The 15,244-nt window shown below is 35.8% G+C and carries 14 protein-coding genes, 2 rRNA genes and 1 pseudogene (1 of these 17 only partly in view); 1 reads left to right on the forward strand and 16 read right to left on the reverse strand.

Annotation, left to right across the window (positions count from 1 at the left end):
* Positions 1-5 precede the first annotated feature (5 nt).
* The 12 genes and pseudogenes from TKV_RS06885 to TKV_RS06940 all read right to left on the reverse strand — a co-directional run bounded on the left by TKV_RS06885 (position 6) and on the right by TKV_RS06940 (position 10,319).
* A complete protein-coding gene (locus TKV_RS06885) occupies positions 6-758 on the reverse strand; it encodes a DUF116 domain-containing protein (protein WP_049685322.1) in 753 nt (250 codons plus the stop codon).
* A 14-nt stretch (positions 759-772) separates the two neighbouring features.
* Positions 773-1,702, reverse strand: coding sequence for a methionyl-tRNA formyltransferase (fmt, locus tag TKV_RS06890; RefSeq protein ID WP_049685323.1), 930 nt, complete (start codon positions 1,700-1,702; stop codon positions 773-775).
* 3 nt (positions 1,703-1,705) lie between these two features.
* On the reverse strand, positions 1,706-2,185 hold the full coding sequence (def, locus tag TKV_RS06895; RefSeq protein ID WP_049685324.1) for a peptide deformylase: 480 nt from the start codon (positions 2,183-2,185) through the stop codon (positions 1,706-1,708).
* Between the two features lie 19 nt (positions 2,186-2,204).
* The gene (priA, locus tag TKV_RS06900; protein ID WP_049685325.1) at positions 2,205-4,403 is read right to left on the reverse strand and encodes a primosomal protein N'; all 2,199 of its coding nucleotides are present in this window, start codon (positions 4,401-4,403) and stop codon (positions 2,205-2,207) included.
* A gap of 55 nt (positions 4,404-4,458) precedes the next feature.
* Positions 4,459-5,658 carry a bifunctional phosphopantothenoylcysteine decarboxylase/phosphopantothenate--cysteine ligase CoaBC gene (coaBC, locus tag TKV_RS06905; RefSeq protein ID WP_049685326.1) on the reverse strand — a complete coding sequence of 400 codons (1,200 nt, stop codon included), beginning with the start codon at positions 5,656-5,658 and terminating at the stop codon, positions 4,459-4,461.
* 11 nt (positions 5,659-5,669) lie between these two features.
* Positions 5,670-5,882: pseudogene (rpoZ, locus tag TKV_RS06910) on the reverse strand (DNA-directed RNA polymerase subunit omega).
* Positions 5,879-6,499: a guanylate kinase gene (gene gmk, locus TKV_RS06915; protein ID WP_049685327.1), complete on the reverse strand. Its 621-nt coding sequence runs from the start codon at positions 6,497-6,499 to the stop codon at positions 5,879-5,881. Before gmk ends, rpoZ begins: the two are co-directional and overlap by 4 nt.
* A gap of 9 nt (positions 6,500-6,508) precedes the next feature.
* Positions 6,509-6,799 (reverse strand): extracellular matrix/biofilm regulator RemA, encoded by a 291-nt coding sequence (remA, locus tag TKV_RS06920; protein WP_049685328.1) that lies wholly within the window; start codon positions 6,797-6,799, stop codon positions 6,509-6,511.
* 12 nt (positions 6,800-6,811) lie between these two features.
* A complete protein-coding gene (locus tag TKV_RS06925) occupies positions 6,812-7,684 on the reverse strand; it encodes a YicC/YloC family endoribonuclease (protein WP_049685329.1) in 873 nt (290 codons plus the stop codon).
* A gap of 45 nt (positions 7,685-7,729) precedes the next feature.
* Positions 7,730-8,554, reverse strand: coding sequence for a diaminopimelate epimerase (dapF, locus tag TKV_RS06930; RefSeq protein WP_049685330.1), 825 nt, complete (start codon positions 8,552-8,554; stop codon positions 7,730-7,732).
* A 91-nt stretch (positions 8,555-8,645) separates the two neighbouring features.
* A complete protein-coding gene (locus TKV_RS06935; RefSeq protein ID WP_049685331.1) occupies positions 8,646-9,776 on the reverse strand; it encodes an MFS transporter in 1,131 nt (376 codons plus the stop codon).
* A 15-nt stretch (positions 9,777-9,791) separates the two neighbouring features.
* Entirely contained in the window at positions 9,792-10,319 is a 528-nt protein-coding gene (locus TKV_RS06940) for a Chromate resistance protein ChrB (protein ID WP_049685332.1), read from the reverse strand.
* A gap of 198 nt (positions 10,320-10,517) precedes the next feature.
* Here TKV_RS06940 and TKV_RS06945 point away from each other — a divergent pair, with 198 nt between their 5' ends.
* On the forward strand, positions 10,518-12,230 hold the full coding sequence (locus TKV_RS06945) for an Rqc2 family fibronectin-binding protein (protein WP_049685333.1): 1,713 nt from the start codon (positions 10,518-10,520) through the stop codon (positions 12,228-12,230).
* Between the two features lie 24 nt (positions 12,231-12,254).
* On the opposite strand, the gene thpR is transcribed toward TKV_RS06945, so the two are convergent.
* The 4 genes from thpR to TKV_RS06965 form a co-directional block, all read right to left on the reverse strand.
* Positions 12,255-12,803 carry an RNA 2',3'-cyclic phosphodiesterase gene (thpR, locus tag TKV_RS06950; RefSeq protein WP_049685334.1) on the reverse strand — a complete coding sequence of 183 codons (549 nt, stop codon included), beginning with the start codon at positions 12,801-12,803 and terminating at the stop codon, positions 12,255-12,257.
* 15 nt (positions 12,804-12,818) lie between these two features.
* Positions 12,819-13,388, reverse strand: a complete 570-nt coding sequence (locus tag TKV_RS06955) for a GNAT family N-acetyltransferase (protein WP_049685335.1) — start codon at positions 13,386-13,388, stop codon at positions 12,819-12,821.
* 109 nt (positions 13,389-13,497) lie between these two features.
* Positions 13,498-13,649: ribosomal RNA gene (gene rrf, locus TKV_RS06960) — 5S ribosomal RNA — on the reverse strand.
* Positions 13,650-13,679: 30 nt separating this feature from the next.
* Positions 13,680-15,244, reverse strand: a 23S ribosomal RNA gene (locus TKV_RS06965) (it continues 1,449 nt past the right edge of the window).

The raw sequence follows: 15,244 nt of genomic DNA on the forward strand, positions 1-15,244 counted from the left end.
AGTATTCACCCTCCATTTAACAATTTTTTTATAGTCTCTTCAATTTTTGAGACATCTACCCGAGTGTTAAAACAGGGCCCATTAGGTCTCTCATTAATTATACCATAAACAGGAATTTTCTTCACCTCCTGCATGCCACTTGTCAAATCTCTTTCACACGCGATTGCTATTATCACTTTGGGCTTTATATCTTTGATAACTTTTCTCGCAAGAGTTCCTCCTGTCGCAACCGCCACATTTACTCCATATTTTTCTTTAAAATTTACCAAATCATTGATTTGACATTTTCCACACCTTTTGCAGTTGTCAATATTGTAAGTCACTTTAAATTTACAGCCACTGTACTGTATGCAATGAGGAGCTAATATTAATACATCTTGTGGGTTGTATTTTTTTATACTTTTATTGAACAAAAAATTTTTTATTTCGATATAAGACTGCTCAACTCTTTCAATTTTTAAATTAAAAATCCTCGCTATAAGTATTACTACTGGGTAGAAAATATCCAAAAGATTAGCAATCAAAGAATTCAAAAATTTGCTCGGTTTATTGCTAAACACAATATAAATAGTGGCACCAACAGCAATAACAATTAAAGCCATCAAAAAAAGTGCGCCAAAGACCAAAACCAAAAGTAAATATCTATAAAACTCTACTCTACCTTTTCCAATAATGTAAGCAAGACTTAACGCTATTACTCCTAAAACTGAAAATACTCCTATCATTATCCCCAAAAAAATCCTTTTCTTTCCCTTCAAAACTAATTCTCCTTTTATTTAAAAATTGTCCCCTCAGGTATATTGTGACCTATTAAATATTCCCTAATACCCATCCGCTTAGAACCTTGTTGCTGGATTTCTGCTATTTTTAAAGCATCTCTGCCACATTTTACAATCAATTCTTCCTTTGATTTTAAAACTGTTCCACTTTGTTCTTTTCCATCATAGGCAACTATTTGTACTTTCCAAATTTTTAACATTGTGTCCCCATAAAAAGTGTAACAGCCTGGCCAAGGCTTCATTCCTCTTATAAAATTTTGTATTTCTTCCGCACTTTTGTTCCAATCTATGTGCCCCATTTTTTTGTCCAACATTGGAGCATATGAAGCTTGGCTTTCATCCTGCTTGACAGGAATTAAAGTACCTTCTTTTAATCTCCTTAAAGTTTCAATCAACACTTCTGCTCCCAATAAAGATAATTTATCGTGAAGTGTCTCTGCATCATCTTCTTCCAGTATAGGGATTGATTTTTTAAGTAGTATATCCCCTGTATCCAATCCCTTATCCATAAGCATTGTTGTAATTCCTGTTTCTTTTTCTCCATTAATTATTGCCCAATTAATAGGGGCAGCACCTCTATATTTAGGCAAAAGTGAAGCGTGAACATTTATACAACCGTATTTTGGAAGTTTTAAAATCTCTTCTGGCAATATTTTGCCATACGCTACTACAACTATCACATCAGGAGATATTTCTTTTAATCTATTTATGAAATCTTGATTATTTTTAATTTTTTCAGGCTGTAAAATCTCTACACCCTCTTTTAGTGCAACCTCTTTAACCGGGGAAAAACCAAGCTTCATTCCTCTTCCTTTTTGCTTATCAGGCTGGGTAACCACAGCTTCAACGTCGTATCCTTCTTCAAAAAGCTTTTGCAAAGAGGGGACGGCAAATTCAGGCGTTCCCATAAATACAATCTTCAATAATCATACCTCCTTGAGTTGTTCTTTCTCTTGGTCTTCCAAAAATCTTATAGCTTTATCTACAAAGAGAATGCCGTTTAAATGGTCTATTTCATGACACACAGCTCTTGCAAACAAGTCTTCTCCTTCTATTTCTTTTTCAACACCATTTCTGTCGAGGTATTTTACTTTTACTTTTTTAGGCCTTTTCACCTCTCCAACCACACCTGGCACACTTAAACACCCTTCAGGCCCTACTTGTTCACCTTCTTCATAGACTATTTCAGGATTTATAAGCTCTAAAAGTCCTTCTCCTACATCTATTACTACTAATCTTCTCAAAATACCCACCTGATTTGCCGCCAATCCCACACCGTCGTTAAGGTACATAGTTTGAGCCATATCATCTAGTATAGTTAAGACATGAGAATTTATCTCAGTAACAGGTTTTGCCTTTTTTCTTAAGACTTCGTCGCCAATTTTTCTAATACCTCTTATTGCCAAAATAAATACCTCCTTAAGTTTACATAATATTCAAAGGGTCAATATCTACAGAAATCCTTATATTTTTGGGATATTTCATAGTTTGCACTTTTTCGGCTATATCCACTAAAACATTTCTGTCTTCACTTTTTAAAATGACTTGCCATCTGTACCTGTTATTTATCTTTCTAATAGGAGCTGGAGCAGGTCCTAATATTTTATTATAACTCTTATTTTGAAGTTTGTTAACAATCTTTTGACACATCAAATAGACATTTGCCGCTATATTTTTGACTTCTTCTTCCTCTTCTCCTGATATCACTATATTCATTAAATGAGAAAAAGGAGGATATCTAAAAATCTCTCTATATTTTATTTCCTCATTGTAGAATCTCACATAATTTTGATATTTTGATGCAATTATGCTGTAATGGTCCTCTTCATAGGTCTGTATGACAACTCTCCCTGGCTTTTCACCTCTTCCTGCCCTTCCTGCCACTTGGGTGAGCAGCTGAAAAGTCCTTTCACTGGACCTAAAATCAGGGAGGTTTAAAGTTATGTCAGCAAGGATTACTCCCACCAAAGTCACATTTGGTATATCAAACCCTTTTGATATCATCTGTGTCCCGATTAAAATATCTGCCTTACCGCTTCTAAAGTCATAAAAGATTTTTTCATGAGACCCTTTTTTCTTAGTAGTGTCTACATCCATCCTTAACACTCTCGCCTTAGGAAAAAATTTTTTTATATCATTTTCTACCCTCTCAGTACCTATTCCCAAATATCTAATCCTTTTACTTCCACATTTAGGACAGGTATCTCTCATGGCTTCCTGATAACCACAATAATGGCATACCAATCTTTTATCTTCAAAATGATAAGTCAATGAAATGTCACAATTAGGGCATTTAGGAACATATCCGCAATCTCTACAGGAAACAAAAGAAGAATATCCTCTTCTGTTTAAAAAAAGGATGGTCTGTTCTTTCTTTTGGAGGTTTTCTTTTATGTAAGAAAACAGTTTTCTGCTAAATATAGAAGTATTGCCTCGTGCCAATTCGTCACTCATATTTACGACTTCTATATGGGGCATAGAAACATTGATCCTTTTTGTAAGCCTGAGTAACTTATATTCCCCTTTAGTTGCTTTATAATAGGTTTCTAAAGAAGGTGTCGCACTCGCCATTACTAATACTGCATTTTCCAATTCACATCGTTTTTCTGCCACTTCTTTTGCATTGTACTTAGGACGCATGTCTGACTGTTTATACGTAGTTTCATGTTCCTCATCAATTATAATTAGACCGAGATTTTTAAAAGGAGCAAAGACAGCATTTCTTACTCCTACTACTACATCGACTACTCCATTTTTCACTTTTCTCCACTCATCAAACCTTTCTCCGGGTGAAAGACCGCTGTGGATTACAGCAACCTTATTTCCAAAACGGCTCACAAACCTCTCAATAGTCTGAGGTGTCAAAGAAATCTCTGGCACCAAAACTATTGCACTTTTTCCTGACTTTATACATTCATCTATTAACTGAAGATAGACTTCTGTTTTGCCACTTCCCGTTACACCAAACAGCAGATATTTTTCAAAAACATCCTTCTCCATAGATTTTTTAACTTCTGTCACTGCTTTTTCCTGCTCTTCTTTCAACACAAGGGGCTGAGACCTCTCTATATCTTTGACACTATATCTGTGTATTTCTTCTTCATATACTTTTATATACCCTTTCTTTTGTAAGCTTTTTATAATTGCATAATCTATATTTAAAATCTTGACAAGCTCAGAAAGCCTTATAGGACTCCTTTTTTGCAGGTAATGTAGTACTTCATACTGCTTCGGCGCCCTTTTACAAAGTTCATCCGGAATCTCGGAAATATTTATTCTAACGATTTTTACTTTTTTCTCACCCCGTTTTATACCTACAGGCATTATTGTCTGCAATGCCTCAGAAAAGTAGCATTTATAGTAATCTTTCATCCATTTAGCAAGTTCAATCATTTTTTCATCAAATACACTATAATTATCCAAAATTTTATGTATATCCTTTATTTTGTCAACGGGATAAGAAGTTTGCTCTGTAATGCTTATAACGTACCCTTCGATAAATCTATTTTTAAAAGGGACAGATACCCTCATTCCAACTTCCAATTTCATTCCTTCTGGAATCTTATAAGTATAAACTCTGTCGGTATTGGAAGATTTAATATCTACAATAACCTCCGCAAACATGGCGACCTCCGTTTAAAAACAAATTATTTAAACAAAATAAAAAAGCCGGGAGGGCTTAAAACAATTTTGCTATTTCATCTAATATCACATGAGCAGCTTGTGATTTTGACATCAAAGGATATTCTTTGATATTTTGATTTTTGTCTATGATTTTTATTATATTTGTATCTACTCCAAAACCTGCACCTTCTTGTGACACATCGTTTGCAACTATTAGATCCATATTTTTTTCTTTCAATTTTTTTGTTGCATATTCTATTAAATTCGTAGTTTCAGCCGCAAAACCCACCGATATTCTATTTTGTTTTCTCTTTCCTACTTCATACATTATATCCGGGTTTTTAACAAGCTGTATTGTCAACTCCTGATCGTCTTTTTTAATTTTTTCCTTTTGTATTTCTTTTGGCCTATAGTCAGAAACAGCCGCTGACCCTATGACAATATCTACCTCTTCAAGGTGCATCATCACAGCATTATACATCTCCATTGCCATCTCTACTGGTATAAAGGTTACATTCTTAGGAGCTTCTATATAAGTAGGACCTGACACTAAAATCACTTCTGCGCCTCTCTCAACTAATGCTTTTGCAATCTCATAACCCATTTTACCTGAAGAATGATTGGTAAGGTATCTCACAGGGTCAAGGGGTTCCCGTGTCGGTCCTGCTGTAACCAAAACCTTTTTCCCTTCAAAATCTCTTTTTATATCTTTATATAATAATTCCAAAATAGCTTTTTCAATGTCTTCAACATCAGCCAATTTCCCAAAGCCATAAGTTCCGCACGCAAGACGCCCTGATGCCGGCTCCACAAAGAAAAATCCATATTCTTTTAGAGTCTTAATATTCTTTTGAGTCATTGGGTTTGTATACATGTTAGTATTCATAGCCGGTGCAATTAATACAGGACTTTTTGTAGCAAGGATAGTCGTGGTAAGCATGTCATCTGCAATTCCATGGGCAATCTTAGCAATAATATTAGCGGTAGCAGGGACAATAGCAAGCACATCAGCCTTTTCCGCCAAAGAAATATGTTCAATCTCCCAATATTTGCGATCAGCAAACATGTCAATGACAACTTTATTGTGGCTTAAAGCCTCAAAAGTAAGAGGATTTACAAAATTTGTAGCAGCTTTTGTCATTATCACATCTACGCTTATGTCTTTTTTCACAAGACGAGATACAAGGTCAGCAGCTTTATAAGCTGCTATACCGCCAGCAACTCCAAGCAGTACGTTTTTTTTATTTTTACTCATCACAACACCCTCTATTTAATCCCGTATTTTTGTGTCCTTTCATAAGTAATAAGACCTCTATTTGCTTCCTCTGTAGCAATAGTGACTGGTTTATCCGAATCTATGTCTACTAATTTTTCGTCTCCTGCTATAATCTGTCACGCTCTTTTAGCTACAAGTGAACACAAAGTATATTTGCTGTCCACTTTTTTCATCAAATCTACAATAGAAGGATACAAAATCATAAAAGTCCCTCCTTAATCTCCAAGTACAAATCTCTATTTCTATCAACTCTGCATTTCTCTGCAATAATTATAGCCTTAATCTTTTCTACTGCTTCTTCCACACTATCGTTTATCACCACATAATTGTACTTTGAAACAAAATTCAACTCTTCATAAGCGCTTTTAAACCTTTTTATTATTTCTTCTTCGGTCTCCGTGCCTCTTTTTTTAATCCTATTTTTTAATTCTTCCATTGAAGGAGGCAATATGAAAATAAACACTCCTTCTGGAAACTTCTCTTTTATTTTTAAAGCTCCTTGAATGTCTATTTCTAACACCACATCGTTTCCTTCTTCTAAATTTTTTAAAACAAACTCCTTAGGAGTACCATAATAATGGTCGTAAACTTTGGCCCATTCTAAAAAAGAATCACTTTCAATCATTTTAAGGAAATCATCTTCTGATTTAAAAAAATAATTTTTCCCTTCTACTTCACCTACTCTCGGCTGACGAGTTGTAGCAGATATACTCAATTTTAAGTTTTTTTCTTTTTCCATTAAGGCTTTACATATAGTACCTTTTCCTGCCCCCGAAGGTCCTGAAAGAACAATAAGCAATCCCTTCTTTTTCGACAACAGAAATTCCCCCTACTCTTCCTCTTCTTGCTCGTCTTCATCCAAAGTGTCAAGTATTTCTTTGTTGGAATTAAGACGATTAGCAACAGTTTCAGGCTGTACAGCAGAAAGTATTATATGATCGCTGTCAGTTATTATAACAGCTCGTGTCCTCCTGCCATATGTAGCATCAATAAGCATTCCCCTGTTTTTTGCTTCTTGAATTATTCTTTTTATTGGTGCAGATTCTGGGCTAACTATTGCCACCAACCTATTTGCAGAAATAATATTGCCAAAACCTATATTTATCAATTTAATAGACATAATTTTTCCTCCCTACTCAATATTTTGAATCTGTTCTCTAATTTTTTCAATCTCATTTTTTAAATCAATGACATTCTTGGAAATCCTATAGTCTAAAGACTTAGAACCTATAGTATTGGCTTCACGATTCATCTCCTGAACTATAAAATCCAATTTTTTGCCCACAGAACCTTCTTCATCTAATGAGTCTTTAAATTGACTAATATGGCTTTTAAGCCTCGTTATCTCCTCAGCGATACAAGACCTATCAGTAATAATGGCGATTTCCATAGCAATTCTATTTGGATCCGCATCTACACCTAACTCTTTTATGCGCTGCTCTAATTTTTTTCGATAATCTTCTACCATAACAGCACTTAAAACTTCTATATCTTTAACTATCCTTTCAATCTTCTCCAATCTATGCAATACATCATTGTATAATTTTATACCTTCTCTGCTCCTCATGTCAATTAGGTTATTAATTGCTTCTTCTAATGGCAGTTTCAATAATTCCCAAATTTCTTCTAAATCTAAATTGCTGCTTTTTATTTTTACAACTTCTGGCAGATACACTAAATCACTTACTTTTATAAATCCTTCTAATTCAAATTTAGACTTTACATCAGTAAAAACTCTAAGATATTCTGACAAAAGACTCTCGTCAATTTCTATAACATTAATGCTTCTTTCATACACTTCAAAGCCAATATTTAATTCTATTCTCCCTCTCACAATCTGCTTTGAAACAAATTCTCTTACTTTTTCTTCAAGCCCACTTAAAAGCTTATTCATCCTGCAATTTATGTCTAAAAATCTGTGGTTTAAAGACTTAATCTCCACAGTTATGTAATAGCCTTTCTCTTTAATCTCACCTCTCCCATAACCTGTCATGCTTTTTATCATCATATCACCTTTTTCTTATTATAGTCAAATTCTTTTGTTATTAAACTACAGATATATCTCTCCAGTAAATACTTCTTCAACACCACCTGACAAATAAATACTATTATCTTCCAACCACTCTACCAAAAGCTGTCCTGCTTTGAAATGGACGTTGACATTTCTTTCTGTCTTTCCTGAAATCGCTGATGCTATCGCAGAAGCACAGGCACCACTTCCACAGGCAAGAGTAAGCCCCACACCTCTTTCCCAAGTCCTTACAGAAATATTTTCTTTATCTTCTACTTTTACAAAATCAACATTTGTACCTTGAGGGAAAAGGAAAGATTTTTCAATTTTAGGACCTAATTCTTTAATCATATTTTCATCTAAGGATTCTACAAAAACAATAGTATGAGGCACTCCTACCCTTAGAGAAGTTAATTTATAAGCTTTCCCATCTATTTTTACTGGCTCATTTATAAATTTTTGCTTGTCACTTTTTACAGGTATTTTATTAGCCACAAAAATAGGACTACCCATGTAAACTTTTACACTTTCTACTTTCCCATTTTCTACAAAAACTTCTGGCATAATCACTCCCGCTAAGGTTTCCACTGCCATTTTCTCTTTTTTTACTATCCCTCTTTCATAAACATATTTTGCAAAACATCTAGAACCATTACCGCACATTTCTGCTTCGCTACCATCTGCATTAAAAATCCTCATCCTAATATCCGCAATTCCTGAAGGCTCAACGACTAAAAGACCATCCGCACCTATACCAAAATGCCTATCACAAAGTTTAATAGCTAATTCACTATAATCTACATTTTCTAGAGCCTCAATTACTATAAAGTCATTTCCCAATCCATGCATTTTAGTAAATTTCACCTATATCACTCCATTTTCTAATCTTCAAGGATATTATAACACAAAAAAGGCTAATTTGGTTAGATATTTTAAGAAAATGTGAGGAAAACAATCATAAAACGATCATAAGGCCAATAGCAGCCAAAACTCCCATAATTCCGCCAAAATAAAAAGGTGCAGTTGCTCCCAATGTATCCCAAAGTATTCCCGCTATAAAAGAAGCCGGTAAAAGGCCAATGCCTGTAAAAGTAGCATGAAGCCCTATAACTGTACCTTTTAAATGAGGTGGAGAAATTTCCGCTACTAAAGCTTTTTCAACACCCTCAGTCAAAGCGATGTACAAACCATAAACAGAAAATAATATCCACATAGCACTTTTAAAGCCAAAAACAGCAAATCCTAAATACACTATTCCATAAAAGAAATAACCCATAATGAGAAGCTTTTTTCTCCCTATCTTATCAGATAATCTTCCCATTGGATATGAAAATATCATGTAAACAATATTATACACCAAGTACAAAAGTATAACATCCGAATCACTAAAGCCCACACTTTTTGCTCTCAAAAGTAAAAACTGATTAGAAGAATTACCTAAGGCAAAAATTAAAATAACTATTAAAAACATTTGAAGACGTCTATCAAGACTTTTCCAAGAAAATGAAAGTTTTTTTGAAAGTTCATGTTTTACTGTGCTTTCCTTAGCAAAAAACAGCACAATAACTCCTAAAAAAGCTGGTATTAGAGAATACATAAAAACTGCTTTATAATCTCCTTTATAAGAAGTCAAAAAATAATACGCTAAAGCAATTCCAATCGTTGCGCCTAAAGTATCCAATGCTCTATGAAGTCCATATGCTCTCCCAATGTTTTCTTTATCTACAGCTTCAGCAATCAAAGCATCTCTTGGAGCTGTTCGTATTCCTTTTCCAAACCTGTCAGCAGTTCTACCCCAAAAAACCCATCCCCATGAAGTAGCAAAATACAAAAACATTTTTCCTATAGTAGAAAAAGAATATCCAGCTATAGCTAAAGGTTTTCTTTTACCTACTTTATCAGATATGTACCCTGAAAAAACCTTAAGTATACTAGCTAGACTTTCTGCAAACCCTTCAATAATCCCTACTATTGCCGGGCTTGCCCCAAGTCGAGAAGTGAGAAAAAGTGGAATCAAAGGATATACCATTTCAGTAGATATATCTGTAAGAAGACTTGTCAACCCCAAAATAATTACATTTAACAATTAAAATGCCTCCCTTCACTCTTTATTATTTTCATAAACCAATGAAGTAAAATATTCAAAGTCTCGACTGGCTTTTTCTAATAATTCCTTAACCTCTTTTTTCATTTCACACTCAAACACATCTCTTTGGGCTACTTTTTCAAACCACTTATATAACTTATTCAACTCATCTTCATTTTCCTCTAATTCTGCAAAAGTAAAATTTTTTCTTGCTATCTCTTTTTCAATCTCTTTAAAAAACTCTTCACATTGTTCCTTTATTTCACTATATTCTTCCCTCCTTTGATGATTAAATTGTTCTATCACATCCTTCTCTATTTCTTCATCAAGAGCCACTACTTCAAAGGCTTTAAAATCTCCTCCAAAACCTTTAATTTCATCCTTTAACTTTTCTATTTCTTTTACAAGCCTTTCCATGTAAGGCACAATACATACAGACTGTTGTAAATACAAAGCGCCAATTTTTTTTATTCTTCTCCATATAGTAACCCTAGCTGTTGACGAATCACTTGGGACCTTATACACAAAAAGTAACCACTTCAACTTTCCACCTCCTCTATCTTTCTTTCTATTGCTTTTCAATTTTCTACTTATGGCAATTAAACTTTAATTCCTATTTTTACATCTTATCTTATTGTAACAAATGTTACAACTAAAATCAACACAATCAATTTTTCACTATTAAACCCTTCGATTTCATGGTATACTTTTTATATACAATAAAATCTGGAGGTTATAACTATGGCTTTGGACGGCATAACTTTACATGCAATAACAAAAGAATTAAAAAAAGAAATTATTGGTGGAAGAATTGATAAAATATATCAACCTGATAAAGAAGAATTAATCTTTATAATACGAAATAAAGGTAAAAACTATAAACTGCTATTGTCTGCTAATGCAAATTATCCAAGAATATATCTTACAGAAGAAAATAAAGAAAATCCTGCTGAGCCTCCAATGTTTTGCATGCTTTTGAGAAAATTTCTTCAAAGCGGCAGGATAATAGATATAAAACAAGTAGAATTTGACAGAATAGTAAAAATCGATATAGAAACAAAAGATGAATTAGAAAATCAAACAATTAAAACTCTAATTATTGAAATAATGGGAAGACACAGCAATATCATATTAATTGACAAAGCTACTCAAACGATAATAGATAGCATAAAAAGAGTATATTCTGATATGAGTAAAGTAAGAGAAGTACTACCTGGAAGGCAATATGTCTGCCCACCACTGCAAGAAAAGTTAAATATAAATAATCTCTTTTTAGCCTCTTTCAAGGAAGTACTTAACAACTACAAATCAAAAAAAATTGAAAAAGCCTTAATAGATATTCTACAAGGATTTAGCCCCACTTTAGCAAGAGAAGTTGCTTTTAGATGTAATGTATCTGACAGATTTGTAGAATCAATAGAAGATGAGCAAATTGAAAATCTATATCAAAACATAAAAAAAATATATGAAGATGTTTTAAGCTTAAATTTAAAACCTTGCATTGCTTTTCAGGAAAATGAAGTAATTGACTTTTCTTGTATTGATTTATCTCAATATATTACAAAAACTTTTTTCCCTACAGTGAACCAAGCTGCTTGTAAATTTTTCAGTGAAAAAGCAAATATAGTAAATTTGCAAGCAAGGTCCTCGGATTTAAGAAAAATCATCAACAACAATTTAGAAAAACTTTATAACAAATTAGATAAACTTCAACAAGAATTAAACGAAGCAAAAAATGCTGACACTTTTAGACTTTACGGCGAACTTATAACAGCAAATATGCACCTTCTAAAAAAAGGAATGGAAAGCTTCAAAACCATGAACTATTACACTGGCGAAGAAATTGAAATACCCATTGACAAAAAATATTCCCCTTCAGAAAATGCCCAAAGATACTTTAAAAAATACAGCAAGTTAAAAAATGCCAATAAAATAATAGAAAAACAAATATCAGATACTCTTGAGGAAATAACTTATTTAGAAGGTCAACTAGTGAACTTGGAAAATTGTACATTACCATCAGAAATAGAGGAAATAAAAAATGAACTGTCTGAACAAGGGTATATACATAAGCAGCAAAAGAAAAAAATATCACAGCAAACTCTTTCTCAACCATTGCATGTAGTATCTTCAGACGGTTTCGACATATATATAGGGAAAAACAACACTCAAAACGATTATCTAACGTTAAAATTCGCAAATCCTAACGATATATGGCTTCACACAAAAGACATACCAGGGTCCCACGTCATAATAAAGACAAATAACAAATCTGTGCCTGAAACAACTCTTATTGAAGCTGCAAAATTAGCCGCCAAATATAGCAAAGCGAAAAATTCTTCAAATGTACCTGTTGATTATACCTTAAAAAAATACGTAAAAAAACCTTCTGGCTCAAAACCAGGTTTTGTAATATATACAAGCCAAAAGACCCTTTATGTAAATCCAGAGTAAGATGCTTTTTAGGCATCTTACTTCTTATTTTAAAGGCACACTAAATATAGGAATATATTTTCTTCTATTTTCTTGTATAACACTCTCATACAAAAAAATTGTATCTACTAAAATAGCCTCTTTCTCTTGTTTTTCAAAAAGATTATTTACTTCTTCTATGTCAATGCTTAAACGTATGTCTCTGGCAATAGTAATGTGGGAAGTAAATTTTCTTTCATCTTTTGCAAATCCTATTTTATATAATTCATTATCTATCTTGTAATGCAATTTATTTAAAAATTCATTTTCTTCTGTTCCTACCCATAGAACTCTCATCTCCTTATCGCCTCTAAAAAAACCCACTTCTGAAAGTCGTATGTAAAAAGGACTGATGCCTTTTACTGCAACTTTTACCGTCTCTTCTATTTTAGAGATGTCCTCTAATTCTATTTCCCCTAAGAATTTTAATGTGATATGGAAATTATCTTTATAAGTCCATCTCCCCTTTACAGTATAGTTTTTTAATGTTTCCTGAAATCTCACTATCTGCTCTATAGCTTTTTCGCCTATATCAATTCCAATAAAAGCTCTCACAGTTATCCTCCTTGTTCACTTGTTATTGTTATTATCTCCCTGGTAATAATTCTTTCTATTAATAAACTCCTCTTTTAAAATTCCCATTACATATTCATTTATGTACTTACCATGCTTATATGTTACCTCTCTCAATAACCCTTCTTTTTTAAAACCACATTTTTCATAACTCTTTATTGCCCTTTCATTAAAATCATAGACCCTTAACTCTACTCGATGTAAATTTAATTCATTAAAAATAAAATCCAGTAGTAAATTTAAAGCTTCCGTCCCATAGCCTTTATTTCTGTGTTTTTCCTCTCCAATCATTATCGCAATCTCACAGTTTCTATTTTTCCAGTCCACATTATTATACGAAACATTTCCTATATATTCACCTGTGCTCCTAAGTATTATAGCGAATTCTCCATTTTCTTTTGGATCTTTTTTTGTTTTCCACCTTTCTGCAACAGTTTCTACTGTAACAGGATATGGTATACCCGGCATCGTTAAATTTCTACTATCATCACTATTCCGAAACTCTACAAATTTTTCAAAATATTTGCTCTCAAATGGAACAAGTTCAATTCTATTACTTTTTAACATGACCAAAGCCCTCCAAAGAAATTTTTAATTTATTATAGCATAAAAAAACAGAAAAGAGATAGTCCATTTTAAAAACAGACTACCTCTTTTTAAATAATGTATAAAATTTTACCGGCAGCGACCTACTCTCCCGCGAAAGCAGTACCATCGGCGCTGGAGGGCTTAACTAGCACCCCAGTCGGTCTTGCGACCGTCTGGGGGCCCCTTGTGGACCGTGTTCGGAATGGGAACGGGTGTTTCCCCTCCGCTATCGCCACCGGAAATCTAGACCCTCAAAACTGCACAAAGCCAAAGGTCAAGTCCTCGACTGATTAGTACCGGTCAGCTAAGAGTGTTTCCACTCTTACACCCCCGGCCTATCTACCTCGTGGTCTTCGAGGTGTCTTACCCCTTACGGGTGGGAAACCTTATCTTGAGGCGGGCTTCACGCTTAGATGCTTTCAGCGTTTATCCCCTCCGAACTTGGCTACCCAGCTGTGCACCTGGCGGTGCAACTGGTACACCATCGGTTCGTCCACCCCGGTCCTCTCGTACTAGGGGCAGTGCCTCTCAAGTTTCCTTCGCCCGCGACGGATAGGGACCGAACTGTCTCACGACGTTCTGAACCCAGCTCGCGTACCGCTTTAATGGGCGAACAGCCCAACCCTTGGGACCTACTTCAGCCCCAGGATGCGATGAGCCGACATCGAGGTGCCAAACCTCCCCGTCGATGTGGACTCTTGGGGGAGATCAGCCTGTTATCCCCGGGGTAGCTTTTATCCGTTGAGCGACGGCGTTCCCACTCACTGCCGCCGGATCACTAAGCCCGACTTTCGTCCCTGCTCGAGATGTCTCTCTCGCAGTCAGGCTACCTTCTGCCTTTGCACTCTCTCGCGCGATTCCCGTCCGCGCTGAGGTAACCTTTGGGCGCCTCCGTTACTCTTTAGGAGGCGACCGCCCCAGTCAAACTGCCCACCTGCCAGTGTCCCTACACCGGTTTACGGTGCTAGGTTAGAATTTCGGTAATCTCAGGGTGGTATCCCAACGCCGACTCCAGTGATGCTGGCGCACCACCTTCCCTGTCTCCCACCTATCCTGTACAGAAATTACCAAAATCCAGTGGCAAGCTGCAGTAAAGCTCCACGGGGTCTTTCTGTCCAATCGCGGGTAACTCGCATCTTCACGAGTACTACAATTTCACCGGGCCCCTCATCAAGACAGCGCCCAAGTCGTTACGCCTTTCGTGCGGGTCGGAACTTACCCGACAAGGAATTTCGCTACCTTAGGACCGTTATAGTTACGGCCGCCGTTCACTGGGGCTTCGGTTCAGTGCTTTCACACTTCCCCTTAACCTTCCAGCACCGGGCAGGCGTCAGCTCCTATACTTCGTCTTTCGACTTAGCAGAAACCTGTGTTTTTGGTAAACAGTCGCTTGGGCCTCTTCTCTGCGGCCTTTCGGCACTCCTTCTCCCGAAGTTACGGAGTCTTTTTGCCGAGTTCCTTAATGAGGGTTCTCCCGCTCGTCTGTGGATTCTCTCCTCGCCTACCTGTGTCGGTTTGCAGTACGGGCACCTCAGACCTCGATAGCGGCTTTTCTTGGCAGCTGCTTCGGTGGCTTCGCTTATCAAGCTCCCCTTCTCAGACCCCTGCCAGTACGCGGATTTGCCTACGTACCCTTCGGTGTCTGATTGGACGTGCTCTACCAACCGCACGCTCCACCTATCTCGCTGCGTCCCCGCTTCTCTTAACGGCCCTCGGTGGTACCGGATTCTCTACCGGTTCCCCATCGCCTACGCTTTAAGCCTCGGCTTAGGCCCCGACTTACCCTGGGCGGATTACCCTTCCCCAGGAAACCTTAGGCTTCCGACGGTAAGGTT

Source organism: Thermoanaerobacter kivui (genome assembly GCF_000763575.1).
GTDB classification, from domain to species: Bacteria; Bacillota; Thermoanaerobacteria; order Thermoanaerobacterales; family Thermoanaerobacteraceae; genus Thermoanaerobacter; species Thermoanaerobacter kivui.

Coding starts and splice junctions, on each gene's coding strand:
- priA (WP_049685325.1), bottom strand. CDS start 4,403: ATGTTTGCGGAGGTTATTGTAGATATTAAATCTTCCAATACCGACAGA.
- coaBC (WP_049685326.1), bottom strand. CDS start 5,658: ATGAGTAAAAATAAAAAAAACGTACTGCTTGGAGTTGCTGGCGGTATA.
- remA (WP_049685328.1), bottom strand. CDS start 6,799: ATGTCTATTAAATTGATAAATATAGGTTTTGGCAATATTATTTCTGCA.
- TKV_RS06925 (WP_049685329.1), bottom strand. CDS start 7,684: ATGATAAAAAGCATGACAGGTTATGGGAGAGGTGAGATTAAAGAGAAA.
- TKV_RS06945 (WP_049685333.1), top strand. CDS start 10,518: ATGGCTTTGGACGGCATAACTTTACATGCAATAACAAAAGAATTAAAA.
- TKV_RS06955 (WP_049685335.1), bottom strand. CDS start 13,388: ATGTTAAAAAGTAATAGAATTGAACTTGTTCCATTTGAGAGCAAATAT.